At 49.1% G+C, this 26,984-nt stretch carries 27 protein-coding genes and 1 riboswitch; of the genes, 11 read left to right on the top strand and 16 right to left on the bottom strand.

Annotated features, from left to right (window positions below; all coding sequences use genetic code 11):
* The 6 genes from AOT11_RS05450 to AOT11_RS05425 all read right to left on the bottom strand — a co-directional run bounded on the left by AOT11_RS05450 (position 1) and on the right by AOT11_RS05425 (position 4,247).
* Entirely contained in the window at positions 1-498 is a 498-nt protein-coding gene (locus AOT11_RS05450) for a DUF3299 domain-containing protein (RefSeq protein WP_017420331.1), read from the bottom strand.
* 4 nt (positions 499-502) lie between these two features.
* Positions 503-1,762: an ABC transporter permease gene (locus AOT11_RS05445; protein ID WP_017420332.1), complete on the bottom strand. Its 1,260-nt coding sequence runs from the start codon at positions 1,760-1,762 to the stop codon at positions 503-505.
* Positions 1,759-2,463 (bottom strand): ABC transporter ATP-binding protein, encoded by a 705-nt coding sequence (locus AOT11_RS05440; protein WP_017420333.1) that lies wholly within the window; start codon positions 2,461-2,463, stop codon positions 1,759-1,761. The genes AOT11_RS05445 and AOT11_RS05440 overlap by 4 nt, the downstream gene beginning before the upstream one ends.
* Positions 2,464-2,529: 66 nt before the next feature.
* Positions 2,530-3,219 carry a zinc uptake protein ZrgA gene (zrgA, locus tag AOT11_RS05435; protein ID WP_017428804.1) on the bottom strand — a complete coding sequence of 230 codons (690 nt, stop codon included), beginning with the start codon at positions 3,217-3,219 and terminating at the stop codon, positions 2,530-2,532.
* Between the two features lie 45 nt (positions 3,220-3,264).
* Positions 3,265-3,558: a DUF2607 family protein gene (locus AOT11_RS05430; protein ID WP_052152943.1), complete on the bottom strand. Its 294-nt coding sequence runs from the start codon at positions 3,556-3,558 to the stop codon at positions 3,265-3,267.
* Positions 3,559-3,695: 137 nt separating this feature from the next.
* On the bottom strand, positions 3,696-4,247 hold the full coding sequence (locus tag AOT11_RS05425; RefSeq protein WP_017420336.1) for a YtfJ family protein: 552 nt from the start codon (positions 4,245-4,247) through the stop codon (positions 3,696-3,698).
* A gap of 331 nt (positions 4,248-4,578) precedes the next feature.
* On the opposite strand from AOT11_RS05425, the gene AOT11_RS05420 reads away from it, so the two are divergent.
* Positions 4,579-4,788 carry a DUF1107 domain-containing protein gene (locus tag AOT11_RS05420; RefSeq protein WP_011078790.1) on the top strand — a complete coding sequence of 70 codons (210 nt, stop codon included), beginning with the start codon at positions 4,579-4,581 and terminating at the stop codon, positions 4,786-4,788.
* Positions 4,789-4,889: 101 nt separating this feature from the next.
* On the opposite strand, the gene msrA is transcribed toward AOT11_RS05420, so the two are convergent.
* Positions 4,890-5,519 carry a peptide-methionine (S)-S-oxide reductase MsrA gene (msrA, locus tag AOT11_RS05415; RefSeq protein ID WP_017420337.1) on the bottom strand — a complete coding sequence of 210 codons (630 nt, stop codon included), beginning with the start codon at positions 5,517-5,519 and terminating at the stop codon, positions 4,890-4,892.
* A 231-nt stretch (positions 5,520-5,750) separates the two neighbouring features.
* Between msrA and tamA the strand changes: the two genes are divergently transcribed.
* The 4 genes from tamA (at position 5,751) to AOT11_RS05395 (ending at position 12,101) form a co-directional block, all read left to right on the top strand.
* Complete coding sequence (tamA, locus tag AOT11_RS05410; protein ID WP_017420338.1) at positions 5,751-7,466, top strand: autotransporter assembly complex protein TamA; 1,716 nt, start codon at positions 5,751-5,753, stop codon at positions 7,464-7,466.
* Complete coding sequence (gene tamB, locus AOT11_RS05405; RefSeq protein ID WP_017420339.1) at positions 7,463-11,218, top strand: autotransporter assembly complex protein TamB; 3,756 nt, start codon at positions 7,463-7,465, stop codon at positions 11,216-11,218. The genes tamA and tamB overlap by 4 nt, the downstream gene beginning before the upstream one ends.
* Positions 11,219-11,289: 71 nt before the next feature.
* Complete coding sequence (locus AOT11_RS05400) at positions 11,290-11,637, top strand: gamma-glutamylcyclotransferase family protein (protein WP_017420340.1); 348 nt, start codon at positions 11,290-11,292, stop codon at positions 11,635-11,637.
* Positions 11,638-11,741: 104 nt separating this feature from the next.
* Positions 11,742-12,101: a DUF2799 domain-containing protein gene (locus AOT11_RS05395; protein ID WP_017420341.1), complete on the top strand. Its 360-nt coding sequence runs from the start codon at positions 11,742-11,744 to the stop codon at positions 12,099-12,101.
* Between the two features lie 89 nt (positions 12,102-12,190).
* Here AOT11_RS05395 and ppa read toward each other — a convergent pair whose 3' ends face one another.
* Positions 12,191-12,721 (bottom strand): inorganic diphosphatase, encoded by a 531-nt coding sequence (ppa, locus tag AOT11_RS05390; RefSeq protein WP_017420342.1) that lies wholly within the window; start codon positions 12,719-12,721, stop codon positions 12,191-12,193.
* 141 nt (positions 12,722-12,862) lie between these two features.
* Positions 12,863-13,879 (bottom strand): class 1 fructose-bisphosphatase, encoded by a 1,017-nt coding sequence (fbp, locus tag AOT11_RS05385; protein WP_017420343.1) that lies wholly within the window; start codon positions 13,877-13,879, stop codon positions 12,863-12,865.
* Positions 13,880-14,220: 341 nt separating this feature from the next.
* Between fbp and mpl the strand changes: the two genes are divergently transcribed.
* The 5 genes from mpl (at position 14,221) to thiQ (ending at position 19,788) form a co-directional block, all read left to right on the top strand.
* Positions 14,221-15,582 (top strand): UDP-N-acetylmuramate:L-alanyl-gamma-D-glutamyl-meso-diaminopimelate ligase, encoded by a 1,362-nt coding sequence (gene mpl, locus AOT11_RS05380; RefSeq protein ID WP_026050417.1) that lies wholly within the window; start codon positions 14,221-14,223, stop codon positions 15,580-15,582.
* 16 nt (positions 15,583-15,598) lie between these two features.
* Entirely contained in the window at positions 15,599-16,243 is a 645-nt protein-coding gene (locus AOT11_RS05375) for a flavin prenyltransferase UbiX (protein WP_017420345.1), read from the top strand.
* Between the two features lie 29 nt (positions 16,244-16,272).
* A riboswitch (TPP riboswitch) is annotated at positions 16,273-16,399 on the top strand.
* 66 nt (positions 16,400-16,465) lie between these two features.
* Entirely contained in the window at positions 16,466-17,473 is a 1,008-nt protein-coding gene (gene thiB, locus AOT11_RS05370; RefSeq protein ID WP_017420346.1) for a thiamine ABC transporter substrate binding subunit, read from the top strand.
* A gap of 9 nt (positions 17,474-17,482) precedes the next feature.
* Complete coding sequence (thiP, locus tag AOT11_RS05365) at positions 17,483-19,090, top strand: thiamine/thiamine pyrophosphate ABC transporter permease ThiP (RefSeq protein WP_017420347.1); 1,608 nt, start codon at positions 17,483-17,485, stop codon at positions 19,088-19,090.
* On the top strand, positions 19,084-19,788 hold the full coding sequence (thiQ, locus tag AOT11_RS05360; RefSeq protein WP_017420348.1) for a thiamine ABC transporter ATP-binding protein: 705 nt from the start codon (positions 19,084-19,086) through the stop codon (positions 19,786-19,788). Before thiP ends, thiQ begins: the two co-directional genes overlap by 7 nt.
* Positions 19,789-19,880: 92 nt before the next feature.
* Here the strand turns inward: thiQ and yjgA are convergent, their stop codons facing one another.
* A complete protein-coding gene (gene yjgA, locus AOT11_RS05355) occupies positions 19,881-20,438 on the bottom strand; it encodes a ribosome biogenesis factor YjgA (protein ID WP_011078777.1) in 558 nt (185 codons plus the stop codon).
* Between the two features lie 117 nt (positions 20,439-20,555).
* Here yjgA and pmbA point away from each other — a divergent pair, with 117 nt between their 5' ends.
* Positions 20,556-21,899: a metalloprotease PmbA gene (pmbA, locus tag AOT11_RS05350; RefSeq protein ID WP_017420349.1), complete on the top strand. Its 1,344-nt coding sequence runs from the start codon at positions 20,556-20,558 to the stop codon at positions 21,897-21,899.
* Positions 21,900-22,012: 113 nt separating this feature from the next.
* On the opposite strand, the gene mgtE is transcribed toward pmbA, so the two are convergent.
* The 6 genes from mgtE to AOT11_RS05320 form a co-directional block, all read right to left on the bottom strand.
* Positions 22,013-23,368, bottom strand: a complete 1,356-nt coding sequence (gene mgtE / locus AOT11_RS05345) for a magnesium transporter (RefSeq protein WP_011078775.1) — start codon at positions 23,366-23,368, stop codon at positions 22,013-22,015.
* 214 nt (positions 23,369-23,582) lie between these two features.
* Positions 23,583-23,858 (bottom strand): HPr family phosphocarrier protein, encoded by a 276-nt coding sequence (locus AOT11_RS05340; protein WP_011078774.1) that lies wholly within the window; start codon positions 23,856-23,858, stop codon positions 23,583-23,585.
* 2 nt (positions 23,859-23,860) lie between these two features.
* Positions 23,861-24,724 (bottom strand): RNase adapter RapZ, encoded by an 864-nt coding sequence (gene rapZ, locus AOT11_RS05335; RefSeq protein ID WP_017420350.1) that lies wholly within the window; start codon positions 24,722-24,724, stop codon positions 23,861-23,863.
* 12 nt (positions 24,725-24,736) lie between these two features.
* Positions 24,737-25,183, bottom strand: coding sequence for a PTS IIA-like nitrogen regulatory protein PtsN (ptsN, locus tag AOT11_RS05330; RefSeq protein WP_011078772.1), 447 nt, complete (start codon positions 25,181-25,183; stop codon positions 24,737-24,739).
* 2 nt (positions 25,184-25,185) lie between these two features.
* Positions 25,186-25,473, bottom strand: a complete 288-nt coding sequence (gene hpf / locus AOT11_RS05325) for a ribosome hibernation promoting factor (RefSeq protein WP_011078771.1) — start codon at positions 25,471-25,473, stop codon at positions 25,186-25,188.
* A gap of 23 nt (positions 25,474-25,496) precedes the next feature.
* Positions 25,497-26,960, bottom strand: coding sequence for an RNA polymerase factor sigma-54 (locus AOT11_RS05320; RefSeq protein WP_017420351.1), 1,464 nt, complete (start codon positions 26,958-26,960; stop codon positions 25,497-25,499).
* Positions 26,961-26,984: the final 24 nt, after the last annotated feature.

The following is a 26,984-nucleotide window of genomic DNA, read 5'->3' as shown; positions in this document are numbered from 1 at the left end:
TTACATGTCGTCATAAGGTTCAATGGCATCACCTTCGATCACATAAGCCGTTTCTGCCAATTCATGGCTGACGGTTTCGGTTTTTAAGGTACCCACCAGATAAATCACATCCCACAGCTCCTGAACGGGAGCGCCTTTTGGAAACTTCACATAAATAATTTGGTTCGGTGGTGGTGGTGGTACGTGAATACACGCACCGAAGTATGGCACCAACAGAAACTCTGTCACTTTGTTGGCATCCCCTTCAAGCGGAATCACAAAGCCTGGGATCTTAACTTTTTTGTTATTGAGTTCAGGGCGAACGCCGCCAACTTTGGATTGGGCGGCGGCCGTACCGGAGTGATCGGCGGCGGGCATACCAACACTGTCGAACATTTTACGTTCTTGCTTGGGGACCAAATCGATCCAATCCAAAGTGGTGACTTGCTGTGCGATGGCTTGCACGGGCAGCCAAGCGGCAAAAATCAGCGTTAAAAACAGGGTGAGTCTACGTTTCATGACGTTAAATCCTTATGGTCATTCCATCACTGAGTGATTGTTTATAAGCTCTGATTGCAGGGATAAAACCGATGAGGATGCCTGCAGTTTGAACAAAGGCGAGTAACATCCATTCATGAGGAGAAATCGCCGTCATAGTGATGTTAATGCCGTATTGTTGTTGAATGATTGGCTGCGCAATCGAAAGTAATCCGTACACCCCCGTCACCCCAGTGACGATACCTGCCAGTGTCAGTAAGCTGGCTTCGCTTATCAATAACGTGAAGACATGACGAGGCCTTGCTCCCATGGCACGTAGGATGGCCATCTCGCGGCGACGCTCTTGTAAGCTGGTGAGCAAGCTGCTGAGCATGCCAAGCAACCCGGCAATGACAACGAATACCGAGACGGCCATTAAGGCTTGTTCGGCGACAGACATCATGCCCCATAGTTCATGCAGCGCCACGCCAGGCATGATGGCGCTGAGTGGCTCTTGATTGTAGGTGTTGATTTCACGTTGCAGTGCGAAGGTTTGGATGCGCGATTTCAACCCGAGCATCATCGCGGTGATCTGTTTGGGCTGAAATTGTTTTTGTTCCAATTGAGTGGCATCGGGGGAGGGGCCGAGTCGAGCGCCGGATTCCCAACCAACATGGATCGCTTCAATAGCTTCAAGTGAAACGTGTACCGTCTTGTCGACGGGGGTGCCTGTTGGCGCTAGGATGCCGACCACTTTAAATGGCAAATTGTCATGGCGGCTAAAACCGACGTCACTGATGCCGTGAGCAATGATGATTTCACTGCCGATCTGATAGCCCAGTTGTTTCGCCACATCGGCACCGAGTACCGTCTCAAACAAGCCATTGAACGGTTTGCCCTGAGAAAACGTGAGTGGTTGCTTACTGCCATATTTGAAATGTTCAAAGTAGCTGTGGTTGGTCCCCATCACGCGAAAGCCTTTATGAGAATCACCCAATGAGATCGGGATAGCCCACGCTACAGCACGATGGTTGGCAAAATCTTGATAGCTCTTCCAGTCAATATTGTTGGTGGCATTGCCGATGCGAAATACCGAATACAGTAAGAGGTTTACTTGGCCAGAACGCCCGCCGACGATGAGATCGGTGCCTGAAATGGTATTGGCAAAACTCTCTTTGGCTTGCGTGCGAATTTTCTCGACCCCCAACAGCAGAATGACCGAGATCGCCACCGTTAGCACGGTCAAAAAGGCGGTGGCTTTGCGATTCCGTAAGCTTTTCCAAGCTAAGGTCACCGTTGCGCTCATAAGGCTTCTCCTGCTTGGTTGAGTTGACGCAGATCCACTGTACGGTCAAAAAGACGTTCCAAGGTGGGATCGTGACTGACAAACACCAAGGTGGCATTGGCAGCGTTGGCTTGTTCCATCAGCAGTTCGATAAAGGCGCTGCGATTGTCGAAATCCAGTGCTGACGTTGGTTCGTCAGCAATCACTAGAGCAGGCGCACCGATTAAGGCGCGTGCCGCCGCAACGCGTTGTTGTTGCCCGATACTCAGTTCACTGACCGATTTGAGATGCAGCGATTGCGGTAAATGGAGGCGAGTAAGCAACTGCGCCGCTTTCGCTTGGGCATCGCCTTCCACATGGGTTGCGCGTGTGCGAGAGAACTGGCAAGGCAGCAAAACGTTCTCTAAGACATTGAGGTATGGCAACAGATTAAATTGCTGGAAGATATAACCGATATTGTCAGCGCGAAACTTATCTCGTTGACTGGGAGACAGTGCGGCCAGTTCTGTACCGAGAATCGTGAGTTGACCAGATTGTACTTGGTTGATGCCGGTTAATAGACTCAGCAGTGTGGACTTGCCACAACCACTAGGGCCCTTAATAAAAACATGCTCACCGCGAGCAACGGAAAAATGCGGTATCTGCAGGATAGGCTGGGTAGCCTCTTTCCACGTAAAAGAGACTTGCTGTAGTTCAATGACCGCAGGCGAAGTGTTCACCATAACATTTACCCTATTGAGTGGAGAAGAATAGCAGGTAAGTAACCACTTACCTGCTGAGCTTAGCCGTTATTTCAATGAGACGGTGCTGTGTGCTGGCGACAAGGCAAGGGCACTTTGTACTTTGTCCGTTAGAACATTGGCCTGAATCGCTTGAGTCGCAGGGAATTGCTTAAACCAATCGGTTTCAAGTTTATTCAATGCAGCCACATTGTCGCAGTGATATTGGTACTCGACGGTAAAAGCACCATGACCATCGTGCTCATGTCCGTGGTCATCATGATGTTCGTGGTCGTCATGGTGTTTGTGGTCATCATGATGTTCGTGGTCATCATGATGTTCGTGGTCGTCATGGTGTTTGTGGTCATCATGATGTTCGTGGTCATCATGGTGTTTATGGTCATCATGATGCTCATGGCCATCGTGCTCTTCACCACCTAAGGTGTGTGTCACCGATACATTCTCAATCGTGCATTTGGCGGCTCCATTGATTTGAACCATCAAGTCGGCTTGAGAGAGTTTTTCTACTGCGGCCTTAAGTTGATTTTCTTGTTCTGTATTTTCTGGAGCGTGTTCAAAACCGACGACATCGGCCCCCGGAGCGGTGATTTCGAGCAGAAGATCATGGCCGTCTTGGGCGATATTAAATTCGACCTGACCGTGTACGTGAGCATCGTGTTGACGAAAGCCCTCTTGCGCAGACGCGAGAGCGGAAAAAGAAAGCCCAACCAAAATGGCGAGAGAAGTTTTGCGTAGCATGGTTCTAATCCTTAATAAACTAAATTGAAATACTTATAGACATATTTAGTTGAAGGGAGGAGAACGCGCCAAATAGGCACTGGTTGGTTGATAAGGGGCAATCGCTGTGACGGATTGCGGTTGTGCGTATTTGGGCACCAAAACGGGGACGCTAATCGCTGCTTGGTTAACACCATGATGGGCATTGGCAAACAGTTGGCAGTGATGGCTGTTGTGGTGCTCGGCATTAAAATCAAAGTCATGGGCAATGCTGGCAAAGCTCAAAAACACGCTGAGTACCACCGCAAAGATCGCAGTGTGGCGCAAAGTCATGAAAGGGAGGCTAAGATTGTGTTGCATAAACCGATTGAGATATTTGAAAGTGTTACAATATAACAGTTATTCAGCCGCAAAGTTCACTCTTTTTGTCAAAAAGCGTACAAAAAATAAAACCCATACCGATGGAGTGTATGGGTTTTATTGATGAAGAAAAGCAATTAAATGTTAGCTTTGATTAACTCAAGGACTTGAGTGATGTCATCGCTTGAAAGTGCCCCTTCTTTGACAAACAGCACTTTGCCTTGCTTGTCTTGTACGATGATCGCAGAGCTCTCTTTATCCAGTTGCCAACTGCTGGCCACCACACCATTTTCGTCTAACACCATTGATGACCAAGGGAACTCTTTCTTGCTGTCTTGCGCCGAAGATTTGACAAACGATCCTGTGCCCCAAATCGCGTCATCTTGATTGATGATGGTGGTGGTTTGGTAATGATCCGCTGAAAACTGTGCGGCAGTAATGGCTTGCATCAGAGGCGCATTCATCTCTTTTGAGCTGCTGCGACCCGCAATAGCTTGAATCACGCGAACTTTACCGAGCATTTGTGAAGAAGCCCAAGGTTGAAATGCAGTGCCTTTTCCTTGCAGCACAATTTCGCCATACGAAGCCACACTAACGCTAGGGACTGGGTTGCCTAGAGAGAGGTTGTGTGCTGCTACGCCAAAAGAAGCACTAAGCAGTGCCAGTGTGAGGAGAGTCTTTCGTTTCATCGATTTATCCTTATGTTTCTTAAACTCCGTTCATTAAGAGCGGAGTGCATTTTATCTTGTGCTGGCTGAGTATAATACGCTGTTGGCAAAAATATCTGGCTACAAATAACATTTTTTTAACAAAAATGGCGTTAATGAGTTTAACTCTCTATCACTCTGAGGTATGCTTTTTTCATTCATTAGTGAACGCTAATGAGTCAACGACAAATAGAATGGCCAGCTGAGGTGAGAGGAACTCGCCTTCGAGTGAGCCAAACAAGGAATGCCAAAAGGCATGGGTGACGTGCTCTTTGCCCGTCACATTAACTGATACGGAAGTTGAGGTTTGCTTATGTTGCGCGAATTTGCTGTCTATCGTCCACGCCAAGTGGCTCGATTTGTTAAAACCCTTTTCAAAGGTTCTTTTTCCATCAATGGCATTGGGGAGTTTGAATTCGACAACGGCAAAGTGCTGTTGCCTGATACTCACAATACACAAAAATTGTCTGTCTATCGTGAAGTCAACGCAGAGATCAACGCTCTGTCTTTGGCTGCCGCTTAGTTCACTTTTGGCTCGTCGTCTTGCTTGGCGCCGTGGCGATCAATCACGCTTCGGCATGGAGAGCAAGCGATCACGCTGAGGTGATCGCTTTGATGCTGACATTAGGCTGGCGGAAAGCACACACCGGTACCGCCTAGACCACAATAGCCTTCTGGATTTTTGGCCAAATATTGCTGGTGGTAAGTTTCCGCGTAGAAGTAAGGCCCAGCAGGGCGGATCTCGGTGGTGATGGTGTTGTGTTGTTGATTTGCCAATGCCGCTTGATAGGCTTGCTGTGAAGCAAGGGCGATATCGAGCTGTTGATCACTGAAAGTGTAAATGGCAGAACGGTATTGAGTGCCAAGATCGTTGCCTTGACGCATGCCTTGAGTGGGATCGTGACGCTCCCAAAATTTTTCCAGCAGTTGCTCAAGTGGTAATACTTGCGGGTCAAAGATCACGCGCACCACCTCCGTATGGCCCGTTTGACCACTGCACACTTCTTGGTAGGTGGGATTGAGCGTAAAGCCACCACTGTATCCGACCGACGTCGAAACCACCCCATCGAGTTGCCAGAACAAGCGTTCCGCGCCCCAAAAACAGCCCATACCGAGCAGTATTTCTTGTTGTCCTTGAGTGGCGGGGGCGGTGATATCACTGCCGTTAACAAAATGAACTGGCTCTACTGCCATTGCTTCTTGGCGGCCCGCGAGCGCGTTATCGGCATCGACCATGATTTGTTTGTTGAGCATCTCTCTTCCCTTATATTCATCTGTGATATGACTCCGAACAAAAAACGGAATCTGGTTGTCCCTTTGTAGGTCGGGTGCTATCTTGCAAGCTCAGTCTCCGCTGGTGATGCAGGATAGTTTAGACCGTCAGCTTAACGCAACTTGTCTGCTTATGAGTTGTGTCGATTCTACACCACATTCATATCCGCAAAGCCTCGATGTCAGCCGACGTTGTTTTGTACGTACTAAAGCATGATAAAAAAAGTATTACCACTATTAGTCAGCTCGCTTTTTGCCAGCAATCTTGTTGCGGCGCCTCAAGTTTCTCTCTCTTTGGAAGGGGTGAGCGGTGCTGTGGAGGAAAATATCGAGGCGCACCTTACCTCGATTGATGAAAAGGATTATTCCACCTCTTTGCGTTTTCAATCTCGTCTTGATGGCATCATTAATGGCGCGTTGAACGCATTGGGTTACTATCATGCCCAGATTGACTATCAAATCAGCGACGATCAGGAAGAACTGACGGCCCATATCACCTTGGGCGAACCGGTGAGAGTTGAGACCTTTGATGTGCGCATTGAGGGGGAAGCCTCGAATGACAAAGATTTCCTGCAACTGTTAGAAAAATCGCCGCTTAAACAGGGGGCGATTTTAAATCATGGCGACTACGAGGCGCTCAAATCCTCAATTCGTAACCTCGCGTTGCAAAAAGGCTATTTTAAAGGCGATTTTATCGAAACGCGTTTAGAGGTCGCAGCCGATCTCAATCAAGCGTTTGTGCGCCTTCATTACGACAGTGGGATGCGTTACCACTTTGGTCAAACGGCCATTACTGGCAGTCAAATTGAAGAAAACCGAGTGCGCTCCTTGCAACCGTTTAAAGCCGGTGACCCCTATTTAGTCGCCAAAGTGGGTGAGTACAATCAAAACCTCTCTAACACCGATTGGTTCTCATCGGTATTCGTGGAACCTGATTTGTCATCCCTGGATGATAGCCGTGAGTTGCCAATGAAAGTCAGCTTGGCTCCGCAAGCAAAAAACCAGATTGAAACGGGTATTGGTTACGCCACCGACGTTGAATTTCGCGGTACGTTGAAATGGAAAAAACCGTGGGTGAATGAACTTGGCCACAGTTTTGACAGCAGTTTGTCGATTTCGAAACCAGAACAAACCGTGACCGCGGGTTATCAGATCCCGCTTGAAGATGTATTGCACGATTACTACCGCATTCAATACGCGATGAAACACGTCGACAGCCGAGACACCAAAAGCTTGGAATCAAACTTAGCCGTTGAGCGTCATTGGTTGTTAGATAACCGTTGGCACAGAACGGTGTTTGTCCGTTATTTGATTGAAAACTATGAGCAAGGCTTGCAAGACGACGTGGCGCAGTTTGTTTTACCCGGTGTCTCTTTTTCTCGCAGTCGCGTGCGTGGCGGCAGCATGCCAAGCTGGGGCGACAAACAGAGTATTACCTTTGAGTATGGTGATGACAATTTGTTATCGGAAACGCGAGTGCTGCGCGTGCAAGGCCGAACGACATGGATTCGCAGCCTAGGTGAGAATCACCGTGGTCTTGCACGGCTTGAAGCGGGTGCCAACATCACCGAGGAATTTGAAAAGCTCTCGCCCTCGCTGCGTTTCTTCGCCGGTGGTGACAATAACCTACGTGGTTATGGTTACGAGTCCATTTCACCCAAAGACAGTAGTGGTGCCTTAACCGGGGCACAGTACATTGCCACCAGTACGCTAGAGTACCAGTATCGCTTATATGGCAACTGGTGGGCGGCGGCCTTTGTTGATTATGGTGATGCCTTTAATGACACGCCAGATTGGAAAACGGGGACGGGGCTTGGCATTCGATGGGCTTCGCCAATTGGTCCAATTCGCATCGACTTCGCTTGGGGGCTGGATGCCGAGCCGGGAGATGAGTTCCGTTTGCACTTCACTTTGGGGCCTGAATTATGATCAAAATGGTGTTTAAATGGAGCAAATGGATTTCTGCGGGCGTTATGGCGCTGCTGATTTTGCTGCTGACCTTGATTGCTCTGCTGCTCTTTACGCATCCCGGCCTAACTTCGGCCATTTGGGTAGCGGAAAAAGTGGTGCCGCAGTTACAAGTTGGCCAAGTACAAGGTGCGCTGTTTCCCAAGTTTACGCTGAGAAAAGTCACCTTTAATGATGCCGATCTCAACATCGCTTCGTCTGTAGATGAACTGACTTTAGCGATGAATTTTCAGTGTTTGTTGGAGCCCAAAGTTTGCATCAATGATATCAGTATTGATGGTTTGGCGCTCTCACTGCCACAGTTACCTCCCAGCTCAGAGAGCGTTGAAGAACCCAGTAAACCGCTGAAAAGTATCAGCACACCCGTGCCCGTCTTTTTGCATCGATTGGCATTGACCAACATCCAGCTGGATGTGCTGGGCAACCAAATCTCTTGGGGAGAATTGAGTAGCGCCCTCTCCATGAAAGGGGATCGTCTGGTCATCGCGCCAACTCGCTTTAGCGATATTGATGTCACGCTGGCTCCCAGCGAGCCGCAAGCTCAATCGGTGGCGCAAAATGACGCGCCACGACAAGATATTGAACTGCCAGAAGTATGGATCCCGTTGCAAATGGTGTTGCAGCGTTTTGATGTCAACCGTTTTACCTTGCATCAAGAAACGCCATTGATAGTCAATCATTTAGCGTTGGAAGCGAAGGCGGGGAAAAAACGTGTTGACGTGGCGACGTTGGAGCTCGACATGCCGCAAGTGTCGGCCCAAGCGAACGCGCAGGTTGAATTGAAAGGTGAGTACCCACTTTCATTGGATCTTAAGGCAAAGCTGAAAGAAACCGACCTGAAAGGACAGAGCATTATACTGAATGCGTCGCAAAGCGTGGCTCATTTGCAGTTGCAGAGCACCTTGTCTGGGCCCGTTTCCGCACAGCTATCTGCCACGCTTGAGCCACTCTTAGTGAGCTTGCCTTTTGATGTCAAACTCTCAGATCTTCAGACCCAATGGCCGTTGAGTGGCGAGAGTGATTATCAGATCAAGGCAACCAACCTGATGGCCCAAGGTTCTCTTGAGGGCTATCAGTTGGCGCTGCAATCTCAACTGGATGGTAAAGAGATCCCGGCGATCACGCTTGATGTGCATGGCGGCGGTGATCTGCAACACATTAATCTCGATAAGCTCAATGTCGAGACGCTGGGGGGAGAGCTCAAAGGCCAAGTGATGGCCAACTGGCAATCGTTGGTCAATTGGCGGGCGAGTTTACAACTGCAAAATATTCAGCCTGGTCTGCAATGGCCAGAGGCGGAAGGCAACATCAGTGGCAAACTTGCAACCACTGGCTCATTGACTGAGAAAGGCGGTTGGAAAGTGGCGCTGCCAGAACTGGATATTGATGGTTTGCTGCGTGGCTATCCACTCAATATTGAAGGTTCGCTACACGCTTCCGATGAACAGGGCAACGGAGAAGTCTACCTCGATACTGAGCGCTTAACCTTGTCTCACGGTCCGAATGGCTTAACCGCCAAAGGTCAGCTAAAAAAAGAGTGGCAGATGGATGTCGATATCCATTTCACCGATTTGGCGAAGAGCGTACCGGATCTGTCTGGTTCGGTGGCTGGTGAAGTGGACTTGCGTGGTGCGTTGAAAGAGCCGGACATTCAACTGGCACTGCAAGCACAGAACATCCAATGGCAGAAGCAAGCGAGCATCGAACAGTTGTCGCTCACAGGCAGAGCCACGCCTTTGCCAGAACCGCAAGCGGATGTCACATTGAAGGTGGCGGCGCTGCGTTATCAAGAGCAGTTGATTGACTCAATTTTGCTCTCGGTCAGTGGCGGTGAAAAACAGCATCAACTGAGTTTGGACGTCTCTTCTAATTTGGTGTCCACCAGTTTGGCTATCCATGGTGGCTTACAGCAAAAACCACAGATGGTTTGGTCTGGGGAGTTGGAGCGCATGTTCGCCACCACTCAGCAAGGGACGTGGACCTTACAACAAGCGACGGCAATTAAAGCCAATATTGATCAGCAACAGGTGGATGTCGCCGCACATTGCTGGCAGCAAGAAGGTTCAACGCTGTGCCTAACGAAAGACATTCGCGTCGGTGAAAAAGGCGAAGCCGAGCTGGCATTAAATCAGTTTGATTTCGCTCAGATTGCGATGTTTTTGCCGCCTGAAACAAAGCTCGATGGCAGCGTTGACGCAACAGTGTGGGCCAAATGGGCACCAGAGAGTTCGCCGCAAGCCAAAGTGTCACTGCATCTACCCACAGGTCAGGTTCAACAGAAAGTTGAACAAGTCGTGACGCTCGGTTGGGACGACATCAACCTCAATGCACAGCTGCATCAAGATCAATTGAACGCGGATTGGCAGATCAATGTGAGTGAGAACGGCGATTTGAAGGGGCAACTGCAAGTGGCCGATGTGCAAGCCAGCGATCCACAACTGAAGGCTAAGTTGGCTCTTAGCCAGTTCAATTTGGATTTCTTGGCACCTCTGGTTGGGGAATACAGCGTGCTGAAAGCGCTGATTTCAACTGATCTGTCGGTGTCGGGTTCGGCTTATCACCCTCAAGTGAAGGGCCAGTTCCTAGTGGACGATATCCAAGTGAACGGCGATATCAGCCCCATCGACGTGAAACAGGGCAAACTGGCGATCGATTTTCGCGGTTATGACGCCGATTTGGCAGCCAACATTGTCACCCCTGACGGAGAGCTCAACGTCAGTGGTGAGGCTAATTGGCAGCAATTGGATAACTGGCACAGTAAGGTGCGAGTTTTTGCCGATTCCCTCAAAGTCGACATGCCGCCGATGGTGAAAATTAAGTTGGTGCCGGATATGACGATTGAAGTTAATCCGACGCTGGCCAAAGTGACGGGCAGTTTGGCTCTGCCTTGGGGGCGTATTGTGGTTGAAGAACTGCCACCAAGCGCGGTGAGTGTGTCGAAAGATCAGGTGCTGCTCAACGACCAACTTGAGCCTATCGATAAGTCTTCTTCGATGCCATTTAACGTTCAAACCGACATTAACATTTCGATTGGTGACGACTTCAAACTGGCGGCATTTGGCCTTGAGGGGGGCTTAAAAGGCCAGTTGAATGTCACACAGAAAGACAAAGGGCCGTTTATTCTGGGCGAAGTGAACATTGTTGACGGGACCTATCGTTCTTTTGGTCAAGACCTCTTGATCAAAGAAGGCAAAGTGTTGATGAACGGGCCTGCCGATCAGCCATATGTGGCGATCAAAGCAATTCGCAATCCAGAAAATACCCAAGATGATGTCATTGCAGGGGTTAAGGTCACTGGCCCTGCCACCGAGCCAAGTATTACGATTTTCTCCGAACCTGCCATGCCGCAGGCCAATGCGCTTTCTTACTTATTGCGCGGGCAAGACATTGATGGCGAATCTGGCGGTGGCAGCGCAATGACCACGGCCTTAATTGGGTTGAGTCTGGCCAAAAGCGGCAAAGTCGTTGGTGAAATTGGTCAGGCGTTTGGCGTGCAAGATCTTCAGTTGGATACCGCAGGTTCCGGGGAAGACTCACAAGTCACGGTCAGTGGCTACATCATGCCAGGGTTGCAAGTGAAGTATGGGGTGGGTATTTTCAAACCGCTTGGTGAGTTCACAGTGCGCTATCGCCTGATGAAAGACCTTTATCTAGAAGGGGTTTCTGGGGTTGAAAGTGCCGTTGATCTGCTTTATCAGTTTGAGTTTGATTAAAATCTCGCCACGTGCTATCAAACCTTAACTTGGTCAAACATCGCACATCATGCAGATAACACGGAGGCGTTATGCAGCATTTGGTTTTTGTCTATGGCACCTTGCGCAAAGGGGAATCTAACCACCATTATCTCGAGAAAAGCGAGTTTTTAGGTGGTTGTCAAAGTGCTCAAGATTATCGTCTTTATGATCTCGGAGATTATCCTGCGCTGGGTGAAGGCAATCGTGCTATCAATGGCGAGGTCTACTTGATTGATGATGAGACGTTACTAGCGCTGGATAGGTTGGAAGATGTGCCAGTGGAATACCGCCGCGAAACCATCGAGACCCCATTTGGCCAAGCGTGGATTTATCTCTATCAAGACAGCAGTAAGTTGGTGGAGGAAATTGCCTCAGGAGATTGGTGCCAACGCGTTTGAGCGATTGACTCTCGAAGGCCGTATACCGTGATAGGTTGGTTTGGTCGTTGTGGATGAAGAAACGACAGAGCCTTGAGAGCCCATCTCAATAAAGGAGACCAAGCATGAAAGCACTGGTATTGACGATCCCGTTGTTGTTGCTGACTGGCTGCGTACAGACTCCGTTACCGCAATCGGATCACGCTTTAGATTGGCACACCTTTGGCGTTGAAAGCGCGTTAGAAGGTAAGATGGCTTTAAGCGAAGCACGTTTATTCAAATTGGCGGAACCGCGAGACCTCTCGGCCAATTTGGTGGCCTCATACCAAGCGGGCTACCAAGAAGGTAAGCAGCAATACTGTCAGCAAAATGCCTATATGTTGGGGGTAATTGGCAAGCCTTACTATGGCATTTGTGATGATGTTGATCCCTTCTTCAAGCAAGACTACCTATCCGGAAAAATGTCGACGGCTGGTGGTTTGTAAAGATGAAAGAGGCGGTAAGAACCGAAGTGCTTGTCAGGATCAAAAAGAGCTGTGTTCACACAGCTCTTTTGCCTTTCAATGAACAAGGATTATTTGCTCTGTGCACGCTGATAAGAATCTAGGATCTCTTTGCGCGCGGCTTCCACGTCTTCCCAACCATCTACTTTGACCCACTTACCTGATTCAAGCTCTTTGTAGCGCTCAAAGAAATGGGTGATTTGCGCTTTGAGCAACTCAGGTAGATCGTTGACGTCTTGGATATGATCGTACTCTTTGGACAGTTTGGAGTGTGGTACTGCCACGACTTTGGCATCTTCGCCGGATTCATCGGTCATTTTAAGCACGCCTACCGGGCGACAACGGATCACTGAACCAGGCATCAAAGGGTAAGGGGTTGGGACCAACACATCGACAGGGTCGCCATCCAATGAAAGCGTGTGATTAACGTAGCCATAGTTGCATGGATAGAACATCGGCGCCGACATAAAGCGATCAACGAACACCGCGCCAGACTCTTTGTCCACTTCGTATTTGATCGGATCCGCGTTGGCTGGGATCTCAATAACCACATACAGATCATCAGGCAGTGATTTGCCCGCCGGGACGTTATTTAAACTCATGAGTGATTTCCTTTTCTTTAGTTTTGGGGCTGAATGGTGATAATTTAGCCGCAAACAGGCAGAGCTGTAAACCGAGTGCGTTGGGCTTTACAAAGTGGCTAACAAAAAGCGCCTGCTGTTGCAGGCGCTTTGTCTCATTCTTTAGGCTTCGTCACGGTGAATTTCTAAAAACTCTTCGACTTTTTTCACCATATTGGTGGAGCCGACGAAGAAAGGCACGCGTTGATGTAATTCCGTTGGTTTGATATCGAGGATGCGTTTTATGCCATCTGAGGCCAACCCGCCTGCTTGTTCAATCAAAAAGGCCATCGGGTTGCATTCATACAGCAAACGCAGCTTACCCTGAGGGTGGCTTTGTGTGCTTGGGTAAAGATAAATACCGCCCTTAAGCAGGTTGCGATGGAAATCCGCCACGAGCGAGCCGATGTAGCGAGAGGTGTAAGGACGGCCATCTTCTGGCACATTTTCCTGGCAATACTTAATGTATTTCTTCACGCCCATTGGGAAGCGAATGTAGTTGCCTTCGTTAATCGAGTAGATCTTGCCATCTTTCGGGATCATCATATTTTCGTGCGACAGACAGAAGGTGCCGAGTGATGGATCGTAGGTGAAACCATTCACGCCATTGCCCGTGGTGTATACCAACATGGTGGAAGAGCCGTAAATGATGTAACCCGCAGCCACTTGTTTGTGCCCTGGCTGCAAGAAGTCTTCTTGAGTGGGAGGGGTGCCAATAGGGGAAACTCGACGGTAAATAGAGAAAATGGTGCCGACAGAAACGTTAACGTCGATGTTTGACGACCCATCAAGAGGGTCCATCAACACCACGTATTTGGCGTTTTTGTTGAGCTCTTTATTAAAAGCAACCGCCTCATCTTCTTCTTCACTCGCTACGCCACACACTTGGTCGCGTGCTTCGAGTGCCGATTTGAATTTTTCATTCGCATAGACGTCCAACTTTTGTTGAACTTCGCCTTGTATATTCTCTACTCCTGCCGCGCCTGTGATATCAACGAGACCCGCTTTGTTGATTTCACGGTTAACGATTTTGGCCGCCAAGCGAATCGACGACAAAAGAGAAGAGAGATCACCGCTAGCGTGGGGGAAGTCCGCTTGTTTCTCAACAATGAACTCGCCAAGGGTGCGCATTCCAGACATGTTATTTCCTTAAACTTCGCTGAATAATGTTGGGGGAGTTTGAGCGGCATCTCTTGATGGATGTGACGAAGGTTATCGTTTGCGCTCCCAATAAGTTTAAGGTTTAGATCTTATTAATGGTAATGAAGTAACCGACGCAGATCTCAATTTGTATGTCGAATGAAACCGGTTGATTACACGGAAGAGTTCGATAAAAAGTGGCTGAAAAAACAGCGTTTGCTTCAACCCAACAGCAAAAACTGAGCGGCATGTGGCACAAGGCCAACAATGCTGCTCGCTTTTCTAACGGTTATCATGATAATGAGAACGAGAAAAAACAGTCTGATGGCAGGATTCAATTTATGCATATTCATATCTTGGGAATTTGTGGCACTTTCATGGGTGGTGCTGCAATTTTAGCGCGACAGTTGGGCCACAAAGTGACCGGCTCTGACGCCAATGTTTACCCACCAATGAGCACCTTGCTCGAGTCTCAAGGTATTGAAATTATTGAAGGCTTTGACCCTTCTCAACTCAATCCTGCGCCAGACTTGGTGGTAATTGGCAATGCCATGAGCCGTGGTAACCCTTGTGTTGAATATGTGTTGAATCACAACCTGCGTTATACCTCTGGGCCGCAGTGGCTGCAGGAGTTTTTGTTGCATGACCGCTGGGTGCTCGCGGTATCGGGCACGCATGGCAAAACCACTACCTCGAGCATGCTGGCGTGGATTTTGGAAGATTGTGATTACCAGCCGGGATTTCTTGTTGGTGGCGTGCTCGGTAACTTCGGTGTCTCCGCGCGTTTAGGCGAAAGCATGTTTTTTGTCGTTGAAGCCGACGAATATGACAGTGCTTTTTTCGACAAGCGATCTAAGTTTGTGCATTACCATCCTCGCACCTTGATCATGAATAACTTAGAGTTTGATCATGCAGACATCTTTGATGATCTTGAAGCGATCAAGCGACAATTCCACCACTTAGTGCGTACTGTTCCTGGTAATGGGCGTATTTTGGCGCCCAAGCAAGACGTCGCATTAGCGGATGTGTTGTCACGAGGCTGCTGGAGTGATCAGGAGTTTTCCGGTCAAGATGGAGAGTGGCAAGCGGTCAAACTCAGCAAAGATGGTTCACACTTTGAAGTGTGGCTGCAGGGTGAGCAAGTGGGCACGGTGCAATGGGACTTAGTCGGTGATCATAATGTCGATAATGCGTTGATGGCGATCGCCGCGGCGCGTCATGTGGGTGTGACGCCTGATCTGGCTTGTGAGGCACTAGGGCGCTTTATCAATACCAAGCGTCGCTTAGAGCTGAAAGGGGAAGTCAATGGTGTGGCGGTGTATGACGATTTTGCCCATCACCCAACTGCGATTGAACTGACGCTCGCTGGTTTACGTAATAAGGTGGGCGATAAGAAAATCATCGCGGTACTGGAGCCACGCTCAGCCACCATGAAACGTGGTGTGCACAAAGAGACTTTGGCGGCCTCACTCAAGCAGGCGGATGAAGTGTTCCTTTACCAACCAGAGTCAATTGCTTGGTCGGTGCAGGACGTGGCGGCTCAATGTCAGCAACCCGCATTCACCAGTGATAACATTGACCAGTTTGTGGCGAACATTGCGCAGCGCGCCGAGGCAGGAACACAGATTTTGGTCATGAGCAATGGCGGTTTTGAGGGTATTCACGGTAAATTACTGACCGCTTTAGAGAAATCAACGCGCTAGAAAATACATACATTAGATGAGCATGAGAAACCAAGAAAAATCGATCACGTTAGCCTTTACTGGCGCCTCTGGCGCGCCTTATGGGCTACGTTTATTACAGCAATTACTGGCGGCAGACTACCGTGTCTACCTGCTGATCTCTTCTGCGGCAAGAGTGGTGTTGGCTACCGAGCATGGTCTCAAACTGCCAGCCAATCCTGACGCCGCGCAACAAGCGCTAGTGAAGCATCTGGGTTGTCCTGCCGACAAGCTGGTGGTATGCGGTAAAGACGATTGGTTCTCGCCAGTGGCTTCTGGCTCGGCCGCACCGAAGCAGATGGTGGTTTGCCCTTGCTCGGCAGGGAGTGTAGCGGCGATTGCTCATGGCATGTCAGACAATTTAATTGAGCGTGCCGCTGATGTGGTGATGAAAGAGCGTGGCCAATTGATTTTGGTGGTGCGTGAAACGCCCTTTTCGACCTTGCATCTTGAAAACATGCACAAGCTTTCGCAGTTAGGTGTCACTATCATGCCCGCCGCGCCGGGTTTCTATCATCAACCTCAGTCGATAGACGATCTGATTGATTTTATGGTCGCGCGTATCTTGGATCATCTCGGCATTGAACAGGTTTTGGTGCCGCGTTGGGGATACGATCATCGCAATGATGGTGACTCTGTATAGCCAAGCGAAGGCATTCCGATTACAATCCGAACCACTCATCGGGGAGCTTATCTGTTTGCACATTGGTGCATTACAGAGGCTGAGATTAGGCCTGTGCCTAGGACCCGTAAACCTGAACCAGATAATGCTGGCGTAGGAATTGAGTCGGGATTAATTTGCAAGGACGATTAACACCTACCTCAAGCCTGTGCCGCTCAACTCATGTCAAATGGAGAGCGAGCCGTGAAACACACTCTAAACCTGATAGCCCTAGCGTCAATCACTTCAATGATTGGCGTCTCTTCTTCTGCACTTGCGGCGGATAAAACCTTAACCATTTACACCTACGATTCTTTTGCCTCCGATTGGGGCCCAGGCCCGACGGTCGAAAAAGCATTTGAAGCGCAGTGTGGCTGCGATGTGAATTTTGTCGCGCTGGACGATGGGGTATCGATTCTCAACCGCTTGCGTTTAGAAGGCAGCAATACCAAAGCGGATATTGTTTTAGGTTTGGACAATAATTTGATGGCAGAAGCCAAAGCCACAGGCTTACTTGCACCACATCAAGTGAACACCCAAGCGCTGTCATTACCAAATGGTTGGGCTGACGACACATTTATTCCTTACGACTACGGTTACTTTGCGTTTGTTTACAACAAAGACAAACTGGCGAATCCACCAAAAAGCTTAAAAGAGCTGGTGGAATCACGTGATGATCTGAAAGTCATCTACCAAGACCCTCGCACTTCTACGCCCGGTCAAGGTTTGATGCTGTGGATGAAGTCGGTGTATGGCGATGACGTGACGGGCGCATGGCAGCAATTGGCGAAGAAAACTGTGACGGTCACGAAAGGTTGGTCGGAAGCGTACTCGATGTTCCTCAAAGGGGAATCGGATATGGTGCTCTCTTACACTACCTCACCGGCGTACCACCTGATTGCTGAAAATGACGCACAATTTGCAGCGGCAGATTTTAGCGAAGGTCACTACATGCAAGTGGAAGTCGCCGCAAAAGTGAAAAGCAGCTCAAATCAAGCGTTAGCCGATCAGTTTATGCGTTTCATTTTAAGTGATGAGTTCCAAGGGGCAATGCCTACGGGCAACTGGATGTACCCAGTGACCAACGTGACGCTGCCAGAGGGCTACGGCAGTTTAACGGTGCCTGAGAAGGCATTGAGTTTCAGTGCAGAAGAGGTGGCGAAGCAGCGTAAAGCTTGGATTCGCGAATGGCAAAGCGCGTTGACGTTTTAAGGCGTAGCATTGAATTCGGTTCCTAAATTGGGCATTGGGGTCGCGATGATCATCGCGACCTTTGTTGTTTCTGCTCTCTCGGCGCTCTTGTTGGCGACGCCGACGCTGGATCTCACTGCGGTATGGCAAGATCCTTATTACCGCCATGTTACGCAATTTAGTTTTCTTCAAGCGACGTTGTCGATGCTGCTGAGTGTCAGTTTGGCGCTTCCCGTCGCACACGCCTTGTCTCGGCGACATTTTGTTGGCCGTTCATTATTGCTCAAATTGTTTGCGTCCACCTTGGTGCTGCCAGTATTGGTTGGCGTGTTTGGCTTGTTGGCCATTTATGGGAACAGTGGTTGGTTGGCGAGTATATTGGCAAGCTTTGACGCCAAATTGCCCTTTTCTATCTATGGATTGAGCGGCATTTTGCTCGCGCACGTGTTTTTCAATTTACCGTATGCGGCGCGATTGCTGCTGCAAACCTTAGAGTCGATTCCGGCAGAGCAGCATAAACTGGCGGCTCATCTTGGTATGAACAGTTGGCAGAAGTTTCGTTGGGTCGAATGGCCGCGATTGCGTCAGCAACTGCCACATGTGTGTGGCTTGGTGTTCATGCTTTGCTTCACCAGCTTTGCCGCGGTGATGGCATTGGGCGGTGGGCCAAAATCGACCACGATTGAACTGGCCATCTATCAAGCGATTAAGTTCGATTTTGATTTGCAATCGGGGGCGTTGCTCGCGATTTGGCAGATGCTGCTGTGCACGGTTTTGGTTCTGAGCATCCAACGTTTCACTAAGCCATTACCTGTTAGTGTTGGCAGCCAGCAAAGGCTTGAACCTATCACACCACCAAGCGGGTTGCAGAACATTTGGGACGCGATATGGATAGCCCTCGCATGTCTACTCGTCATACCGCCGCTTTTGATGGTGGTCATTAGTGGTCTCAACAGCAAACTGCCCGAAGTGATAAGCGATGGACGTTTTTGGTCGGCAATGTGGGCGTCGTTTCGCGTTGCGCTTGGTGCGGCCAGTTTGGCTGTGGCTGCCGCTATTACCATCTTATTGACTAGCCGTGCTTGGCGACTTCGAGCTCAGAGACATCGAGCAGACGGCATTGAAATGATTGGCACTATTATTTTGGTAACGCCAGGTTTGGTGGTGAGTACTGGGTTGTTTTTATTGCTGCGCAGTTTTGCAGATGTGTTCAGTTTGGCGCTGTTGATCGTCATCCTCGTCAACAGTTTGATGGCATTACCCTACGCGATTAAAACGCTCGCTCAGCCGATGCTGCATTGCGAGCAGCAGTATCAATACTTGGCTGCTACATTGGGCTTAAGTGGGTGGAATCGTTTTAAAATCGTTGAGTGGCGCGCACTGCGTAAACCTTTCGCCAATGCGTTTGCGCTCTGTTTTATGTTTTCCATTGGCGATTTGAGCGCAATTGCCTTATTTGGTAGCCAAGATTTTCGTACCTTACCGCTCTATCTGTACCAGTTACTCGGCAGTTATCAAATGGAGGCAGCAGCGGTGGTGTCACTCACGTTATTGCTGCTGAGTGTCGGCTGTTTTGCCCTGAGTGAGTCTTTACTCAGCACCAAATCGAATCAACATCAGGAGAAGTCACCATGCTAACGCTGCAACAGGTGCATTATTACTATCATCAAGACCTGTTTGCTTTTGATTTAGAGGTCGAAGCAGGCAGTATTGTGGCGTTGATGGGGCCAAGTGGGGCAGGAAAGTCCACCTTGCTGGCGCTGCTGGCAGGGTTCATCGCGCCTCAGTCGGGTCGCATGGCATTGGAGGGGCGTTTGCTCAATACGCTTTCTCCTGCGCAGCGCCCTTTCTCGATGTTGTTTCAAGAACACAATTTGTTTGCTCATCTTACGGTGCGTGACAACATTGCGTTGGGATTGCATCCCGGTTTGAAACTGACGTCACAGCAACAAAAGCAAGTGGAGCAAGCGGCAAAGCAGGTTGGCATTGGAGCCTATTTAGATCGGCTGCCAGAGCAGCTCTCTGGTGGTCAGCGACAGCGAGTGGCCCTTGCGCGTTGTTTTGTCCAGCCCAACCCAATTTGGTTACTGGATGAGCCGTTTTCCGCGCTCGATCCCGTCTTGCGTGAAGAAATGCTCTCGCTCGTCAAACAGCTGGCACAAGAGCGCGCCATTACGGTATTGATGGTGACGCATCATTTAAGTGATGCACGTGCCATTGCTAGCCATTTTGCCTATATCGACAAGGGTACCATTGCCGCGCATGGACCCATTACAAGCCTCAATGAAAAGCACAGCCACCCTGAGTTGGTAGAGTTCTTCCAAGCCGCAGTATGATAGATAAAAGCGGCAACGATCTGTTGTGGTGCAGAGATAAAAAAGGTTGGCAGTGAGCCAACCTTTGTTTCTGATCTTTTACAGCGTCGCTATTACTGTTTTAGCTCGTTTTCGATCGAGTCTGAAACCGCATCATCATTAAGCTGTTTTAAGATCTGGAAGATTTCACGGTAGGCCTTTGGTGGCTTATTCGCTTGCTTCTCTTTCGTTGCCATACGGGCTAGCTGGCGTAGGCGTTGGCGATCCGCGTCAGGGTAAAGGGCAACCACATCATCAATTGCACTGTCACCTTGCTCAACAATACGTTCACGCAGCGTTTCTAGCTTGTGTAGCACGGCGGTGTTTTGCGAGTGCTTGTTACGGATTTTGTCCAGCGCCGCTTGAATTGGCTCTGGATCTTCTTGGCGCATCACTTTACCAATGTATTGCAACTGGCGACGACGGGCCTCGTTTTTGAAACGCTGCGCATCTTTGATTGCATCAAGTAACTCTTCGCTGATTGGGAACTTAGCCAATACCGAAGGTTTGAGTTCCACTAGCTCTTCACCCAACTTCTGTAGCGCGTCCATGTCACGCTTCATTTCAGACTTGCTGACGAGGATGTACTCTTCTTCAGGTTCCCATGGCGCTTTTTGGTTTTTACGGGCCATCTTTTCTGCCTATATCACTTTCTCAAAATAAGATTAGCCCTATTTTAACAAGAATCGTGGGGAGAAAGCGAAATTCTTGTTATTCTTATGCCATTACAAATCAAAGATGATTGAGATATGGATGTAAAACAGCAAGTTGCTCAGCAAAGAGTTGAGCTCGAAGCCGCGGTTGCCAAAGCGCTCGCGCTGGCAGCGCAACATAGCGATGGTGCTGAAGTTGCGATCAACAAAACCACGGGCTTAAGTGTTTCGACTCGCATGTGTGAAGTAGAAAACGTCGAGTTTAACAGTGATGGCGCTTTAGGCATTACGGTTTATCGTGGTCAGCGTAAAGGCAGCGCGTCGACATCGGATCTCAGTGAGAAAGCGATTGAACAGACCGTCTTAGCAGCATTGGATATTGCGCAATACACGTCAGAAGATCCTTGCGCGGGGCCCGCTCCTGCTGAGTTGATGGTGAAAGAGATTCCGGATTTAGATCTCTTCCATCCAGATACGCCCGATCCCGATTATGCGGCGAAAATGGCCATTGCTGCTGAAGATCATGCGCTTAACTACAGCGATAAAATTAAGCAGAGTGATGGCGCGAGTTACGACAGCCATTACGGCGTTCGCGTCTACGGCAACAGCCACGGTTTATTGGCAAGTTATGCCTCGAGTCGCCACAGCATCAGTTGTTGTGTGATTGGTGAAGGCAAAAATGGCGAAATGGAGCGCGACTACAGCTACACTGTCGCTCGTCATCGTGATGACATGTTGCGCCCTGAACAAGTCGGTCGCGAAGCGGCGCAGAAAACCATTGAACGTTTAGATGCCCGCAAGCTAAAAACGGGCAAATACCCGGTGATGTTTGCCGCAGATGTGGCAACTGGGCTTATCGGTCATTTAGTGATGGCGATCAGTGGCGGTAACTTGTATCGCAAATCGTCTTTCTTACTTGATCATTTAGGCAAGCAAGTGCTGCCTGAGTGGTTCAATATCTCTGAGCGCCCGCATATTCTGCGTGGTTTGGCATCGAGCCCATTCGACAGTGAAGGGGTTTACACGCAAGATCGCGAAATCATCACCGATGGTGTGCTCGCCACTTATCTGCTGACCAGTTACGCCGCGCGTAAAATGAATATGACGCCAACGGGTCATGCGGGGGGGATTCACAACTGGTTTGTGCAATCGACAGGGCAAGATTTCCAACAAATGCTCAAAGAGCTGGGTACGGGTTTACTCGTGACCGAAGTGATGGGGCAAGGTGTGAATGTGGTGACTGGCGATTACTCACGTGGCGCGGCGGGTTTCTGGGTGGAAAATGGCGAGTTGCAATTCCCAGTATCAGAAATCACCATTGCGGGTAATTTGAAAGAGATGTTCCAGCAAATCGTTGCCGTTGGTAGCGATGTAGAGACGCGCTCACAAATTCAAACCGGTTCTATTTTATTGCCATCGATGAAGATTGCGGGCGAATAACCGCGATTGCGGCATTCGTTAAGAGATGAAAAAAAGGTTGCTCAGTAAGCAACCTTTTTTGTTTTGTTTTGTTTTGTTTCTATTCTGCTTTTTATTTTGATAGCGTCAGGTCGTTAAATCAAAATGGTGGCAAGACCTAAAAACACCGATAAACCAATCACATCCGTGACGGTGGTCAGCGCCATACCGCCCGCTAAGGCTGGGTCAATGTTCATCTTCTTGAGTAGGATAGGGATGGTTACCCCAGCAATGCCCGCGACAATTAAGTTGGTCATCATTGCGGCAGAAATGATGCCGCCGAGTAGCCAGTTACCTTTCCAAGCGACCACGATACCACCGATGATCAACGCCCATAACACCCCGTTGAGAAAACCGATCGCCGCTTCTTTCATCAACAGTTCACGTTTGTTGGCATCACCGATATGACCGAGCGCCAAACCACGGATCACCAGTGCAACCGTTTGGTTGCCTGCCACGCCGCCCATGGAGGGAACAATGGTCATCAATACCGCAATGGCCGCCATCTGATCAAGGGTCGCTTCAAACATGTTGGAAACCGACGCGGCCGCTAAGGCGGCAAGCACATTCGCTCCGAGCCAAATACTGCGTTTACGCGCCGATTTAACCACGGGAGCAAAGGTGTCTTCATCATCGTTCAAACCCGCCATACTCATCATCGAGTGTTCGGCATCTTCACGAATAACGTCGACGACATCATCGATGGTGATACGACCAACCAGATGCTGGTTTTCATCAATGACGGGGGCGGAGATCCAGTTTCGGCGTTCAAACAGGCTAGCTACATCTGAGTCGCTGGTGGTGACCGCAATCGCGTCATCCACGTCTTCCATCACTTCGCTGACTTTGACATCAGGCTGGGTGGTGATGAGGATAGAGATAGGGAGTTCACCAATCAAACGGCTCTCTTCGTCAATCACGTAAAGTGCATCAGTGTTTTCCGGCAGCTCACCTTTCATGCGTAAGTAACGCAGAACCACATCGACATCAACATCACCACGAATGGTGATCACGTCGGTGTTCATCAAGCCGCCGGCCGTGTCCTCAGAATAGGACAGTGCGGTTTCCACGCGCAGACGATCCGCCGCATCCATTTGCGCCAGTACTTCGCGAGAAACGTTGTCTGGTAGGCTACGTAGAACGTAAGCAACGTCATCGGTGTCCATCCCTTCGGTCGCTTCGGCGAGATCCTCAGGGGCCATTTTTGAGACAAGGCTGTCTTTGACGTCTTCACTCAGCTCGTCAAGGATTTCACCATAATCCTCAGGGTCGGTGAGTTGCCATAAAACTTCGCGGCTTTTACGTGGGGACGCTTCAAGTAGGTGGGCAATATCTTCAGGCTCCATGTCCTGAAGTTGACGGCGGACGTGAACGAAGCGGCCATTTTCGAGCGCTTCAGAAACTTCCTGGAGGGCTTGGTGAGCTTGGTCGAATTCAATTTGCTCTGCCACGGTGACCCCCTGATTCCTAGATATTTACAATGTGTTGAATAATAACTTAATTCGCCACACAAGTAACCCGAGAAAGCATGCTCGCTCGACAAAACTCTGTCAGTATCTCTTCCAAAGAAATAATTGGTTTACTGAGTAACCTTGGCTATGAAAAGAATAGCAGTTGTGATGATTCGTGATAGGGAAAGTGTGCCGAGTGTGAAAGCGAAGAAGGCTATTCGCCTTCTTCAAACTTATCTTCGATAAGATGACAAATGGCGTCTAGGGCCTGTTCTGCCTGTTCGCCACTGGCATGAATGGTCACATATTGCCCTTGTGCAGACTCAAGCATGAGTAACCCCATCACGCTGTCAGCTGCGGCGGTTTTGTCTTCTTCATTGTCGATGGTGACTTCGGCGGCAAAGCTTTGTGCCAGTTCTACCAATTTGACGGCAGCACGAGCGTGCAAGCCAAGTCGATTCTGTATGAGTACTTTGCGGCTGAGTTCCACGACTATTCCTTGTTGCGTTTTTCCAAAGTGGTATGGCGGATCTTAACGGTGTGCCCCATCGCTGCGAAATATTCACCGATTTGCTGGGTTAAGTAGACGGAGCGGTGTTTGCCTCCCGTACAGCCAATCGCCACGGTTAAATAGCTGCGATTGTTTTTTTCCAGCAAAGGCAACCAGTGCTCGATAAAGGTTTGAATCTGTCTTTTGAGTTCTAATACTTCATCATGGCTTTCTAAAAAGGTTTTGATGGGCGCATCCAACCCCGTCATCGGACGTAGCGCGGGTTCCCAATGAGGGTTGGGCAGAAATCGGACATCAAACACGTAGTCGGCGTCTGTTGGTAAACCAAATTTGAAGCCAAAAGACTCGAACACCATGATGAGCTTATTACGCTCTTTTCCTTCAATTCGGTAGCGTACGTCTTCACTGAGATCATGCAGTGATTGGTTGCTGCTGTTGAGTAAGATATCGGCGATCTCTTTCAATGGCTTGAGCATTTTTTTCTCAAGGTCGATCGCTTGATCTAGGGTATGGCACTCATCACTTAAAGAAAGAGGGTGAACGCGGCGAGTCTCACTGTAGCGTTTGAGAAGGGTAGCTTTATCCGCATCTAAAAAGAGAATCGAAAGGTCAATGCTGGATTTCAGCTTTTTTAGCGTCGTTGTCAGCTCTTTCAGTTTCTTCGGAATGTTGCGAACGTCAATGCTGACCGCGACATTCTGTTTGCTTTCCGAAACTGATTGTATGAAAGATTCCAGCAGGTTAACCGGGAGGTTATCTACGCAGTAGTAACCCATATCTTCTAACACACGTAGCGCGACACTTTTCCCTGCACCGGAGTGCCCACTCACTACAATAAGACGCATGGTTGGTTTCCGTTACTGATTGGTCATGATGTCGTACAGTTCTTGATCGCTTTGCGCTGCGCGCAGTAACTTCAGAACCTGCTTGTCGCTGAGGCGCTCTGCCATCGACGAAAGCGTTTTGAGGTGCTCTTTACACTGCTCTTCTGGGACCAATAAAGCAAAAAGGAGATCCACAGGACGGTTATCAATCGAATCAAAATCGATCGGTTCTTCACATTGCAAAAGAACGGCGACAGCTTTGTCTGCTGCGGTCATGCGCGCGTGTGGAATCGCAATACCATTGCCGATACCAGTACTGCCCATTTTCTCGCGGCTAAGCATGCATTCAAAGAGTTCGGTGGAATCTTGGCCTGTGTGCTCTGCGACCAAGTTACTGATGATTTCTAGTGCGCGTTTTTTGCTAGAACACTGGACTGCACTTTTGGTGCAGTCCAGAGAAAGTATTGTGCTAAGTTGCATGGTTAATGACTGTGTAGTTTTTCTTTGTGTTTGTTCAACTGGCGAACCAGTTTATCCACCAGCGAATCAATCGCGGCGTACATGTTCTCATCGTCAGAGGAGGCGTGAATTTCACCTTGATTGACGTGGAGCGTAGCTTCCGCGATCTGGTGAATTTTTTCAACTTTAAGTACAACTTGTATGCTATTGATGTGATCAAAAAATCGTTCAAGTTTGTCAAACTTGGTGTGAACATAGTCCTGCATTGAATCGGTAAGATCAACATGATGGCCTTGAATATTGATTTGCATAGACTTTCCTTTTCAGTTGAGGCCTAAAGTAGGCGTTTTCGCTGACTAGATGGGGCAATGCCTAAGGACTCGCGGTACTTAGCTATCGTTCGCCGTGCGACCTGGATTCCTTGGTCTGCCAGTAAGGCAGCAATTTTGCTATCACTCAGTGGTTTCGCACTGTTTTCGGCAGTGACTAACTTCTTAATGAGTGCGCGAATTGCTGTCGATGAACATTCTCCTCCACTATCCGTACTAACATGGCTAGAGAAGAAATATTTCAATTCAAAGATACCTCTAGGCGTGTGCATAAACTTCTGGGTTGTCACGCGTGAGATGGTGGATTCATGCATCTCAACCGCGGTTGCCACATCATTTAGCACCATAGGTTTCATTGCTTCTTCCCCATACTCGAAGAAATCATGTTGATGTTCAACTATGCAACGTGCAACTTTGAGCAGCGTCTCGTTTCTGCTCTCAAGGCTCTTAATTAACCATTTCGCCTCTTGCAAATTGCTGCGAATGTACTGGCTATCGGCGCTGCTGCCTTTGCCAAGTTGCGCATATTGTTGATTGACTTTCAATTTTGGAATGCTGTCTGGATTGATCGCGACACTCCATTTGCCATGCTCTTTAAATACGGAGACATCTGGGATCACGTACTCGGGCTCGATGGCATTGATCTTACTGCCAGGCCTTGGATCAAGCTGCTGGATCAGTTTGAGCGTTTCACGTAGGTCTTCTTCTTTGAGCTTCGCTTCTTTGACGATCAGCTTGTAATCGCGATTGCCTAGCGCATCAATGTGATGGCTCAGGACCATTTTTGCTTCGGCTAGCCAAGGGGTCTCGGTCGGAAATGTGGCCAGTTGCAGCAGTAAGCATTCTTGTAGGTTTTGCGACGCGACACCCAGGGGATCGAACTGTTGGATGCGTTTGCGTACGGCTTCCACTTCGTCGAGTTCGATATCGACGCTGTTCAGGCTTTCTAAGATCTCTTCAGGGCTGATAGTGAGGTAGCCAGTGTCATCGATGGCATCAATGATGGCAAAGGCGATCATGCGGTCAGTGTCGCTAAACGGGGTTAAATCCAGTTGCCACTGTAAGTAGTCGTGCAGTGTTTCCGTCGTTTCACCTTGATAGACCGGCATGTCATCGTCGAGTGCGATGCCTGTATTGCCAGAGTTGGCACTGTAAACGTCATCCCAGGTGGTGTCGATTTCCAGTTCGCTACTGATTTCGGATTTTTCAATCACATCAGAGCTGTCAGGAATGTCGCTCTCAACAGAAAAATCATCCGAATCGGAACCTTCATTGATCGCTTTCTCTTCGCCATTCAGTTGCGCTTCTTCTTGATGCTCTTCCACTTCCAATAACGGATTTGATTCCAGCGCTTCTTGGATTTCTTGTTGTAAATCCAAGGTGGACAGCTGCAGCAAACGTATGGCCTGCTGGAGCTGAGGCGTCATGGCTAACTGTTGACCTAGCTTGAGTTGTAATGAAGGTTTCATTCAGTAGTACTTACCTTTTATTCT

The sequence above is a fragment of the Vibrio vulnificus NBRC 15645 = ATCC 27562 genome (genome assembly GCF_002224265.1).
Lineage (GTDB): Bacteria > Pseudomonadota > Gammaproteobacteria > Enterobacterales > Vibrionaceae > Vibrio > Vibrio vulnificus.
Note: the sequence above shows the minus strand (reverse complement) of the source record. Positions and strands in the feature narration are given on the sequence as shown.

Bases quoted from the DNA above. Each gene is read 5' to 3' on its own strand.
- AOT11_RS05450 (WP_017420331.1), bottom strand. From the start codon at position 498: ATGAAACGTAGACTCACCCTGTTTTTAACGCTGATTTTTGCCGCTTGG.
- AOT11_RS05445 (WP_017420332.1), bottom strand. From the start codon at position 1,762: ATGAGCGCAACGGTGACCTTAGCTTGGAAAAGCTTACGGAATCGCAAA.
- AOT11_RS05440 (WP_017420333.1), bottom strand. From the start codon at position 2,463: ATGGTGAACACTTCGCCTGCGGTCATTGAACTACAGCAAGTCTCTTTT.
- zrgA (WP_017428804.1), bottom strand. From the start codon at position 3,219: ATGCTACGCAAAACTTCTCTCGCCATTTTGGTTGGGCTTTCTTTTTCC.
- AOT11_RS05430 (WP_052152943.1), bottom strand. From the start codon at position 3,558: ATGCAACACAATCTTAGCCTCCCTTTCATGACTTTGCGCCACACTGCG.
- AOT11_RS05425 (WP_017420336.1), bottom strand. From the start codon at position 4,247: ATGAAACGAAAGACTCTCCTCACACTGGCACTGCTTAGTGCTTCTTTT.
- AOT11_RS05420 (WP_011078790.1), top strand. From the start codon at position 4,579: ATGTTGCGCGAATTTGCTGTCTATCGTCCACGCCAAGTGGCTCGATTT.
- msrA (WP_017420337.1), bottom strand. From the start codon at position 5,519: ATGCTCAACAAACAAATCATGGTCGATGCCGATAACGCGCTCGCGGGC.
- tamA (WP_017420338.1), top strand. From the start codon at position 5,751: ATGATAAAAAAAGTATTACCACTATTAGTCAGCTCGCTTTTTGCCAGC.
- tamB (WP_017420339.1), top strand. From the start codon at position 7,463: ATGATCAAAATGGTGTTTAAATGGAGCAAATGGATTTCTGCGGGCGTT.
- AOT11_RS05400 (WP_017420340.1), top strand. From the start codon at position 11,290: ATGCAGCATTTGGTTTTTGTCTATGGCACCTTGCGCAAAGGGGAATCT.
- AOT11_RS05395 (WP_017420341.1), top strand. From the start codon at position 11,742: ATGAAAGCACTGGTATTGACGATCCCGTTGTTGTTGCTGACTGGCTGC.
- ppa (WP_017420342.1), bottom strand. From the start codon at position 12,721: ATGAGTTTAAATAACGTCCCGGCGGGCAAATCACTGCCTGATGATCTG.
- fbp (WP_017420343.1), bottom strand. From the start codon at position 13,879: ATGTCTGGAATGCGCACCCTTGGCGAGTTCATTGTTGAGAAACAAGCG.
- mpl (WP_026050417.1), top strand. From the start codon at position 14,221: ATGCATATTCATATCTTGGGAATTTGTGGCACTTTCATGGGTGGTGCT.
- AOT11_RS05375 (WP_017420345.1), top strand. From the start codon at position 15,599: ATGAGCATGAGAAACCAAGAAAAATCGATCACGTTAGCCTTTACTGGC.
- thiQ (WP_017420348.1), top strand. From the start codon at position 19,084: ATGCTAACGCTGCAACAGGTGCATTATTACTATCATCAAGACCTGTTT.
- yjgA (WP_011078777.1), bottom strand. From the start codon at position 20,438: ATGGCCCGTAAAAACCAAAAAGCGCCATGGGAACCTGAAGAAGAGTAC.
- pmbA (WP_017420349.1), top strand. From the start codon at position 20,556: ATGGATGTAAAACAGCAAGTTGCTCAGCAAAGAGTTGAGCTCGAAGCC.
- rapZ (WP_017420350.1), bottom strand. From the start codon at position 24,724: ATGCGTCTTATTGTAGTGAGTGGGCACTCCGGTGCAGGGAAAAGTGTC.
- ptsN (WP_011078772.1), bottom strand. From the start codon at position 25,183: ATGCAACTTAGCACAATACTTTCTCTGGACTGCACCAAAAGTGCAGTC.
- hpf (WP_011078771.1), bottom strand. From the start codon at position 25,473: ATGCAAATCAATATTCAAGGCCATCATGTTGATCTTACCGATTCAATG.
- AOT11_RS05320 (WP_017420351.1), bottom strand. From the start codon at position 26,960: ATGAAACCTTCATTACAACTCAAGCTAGGTCAACAGTTAGCCATGACG.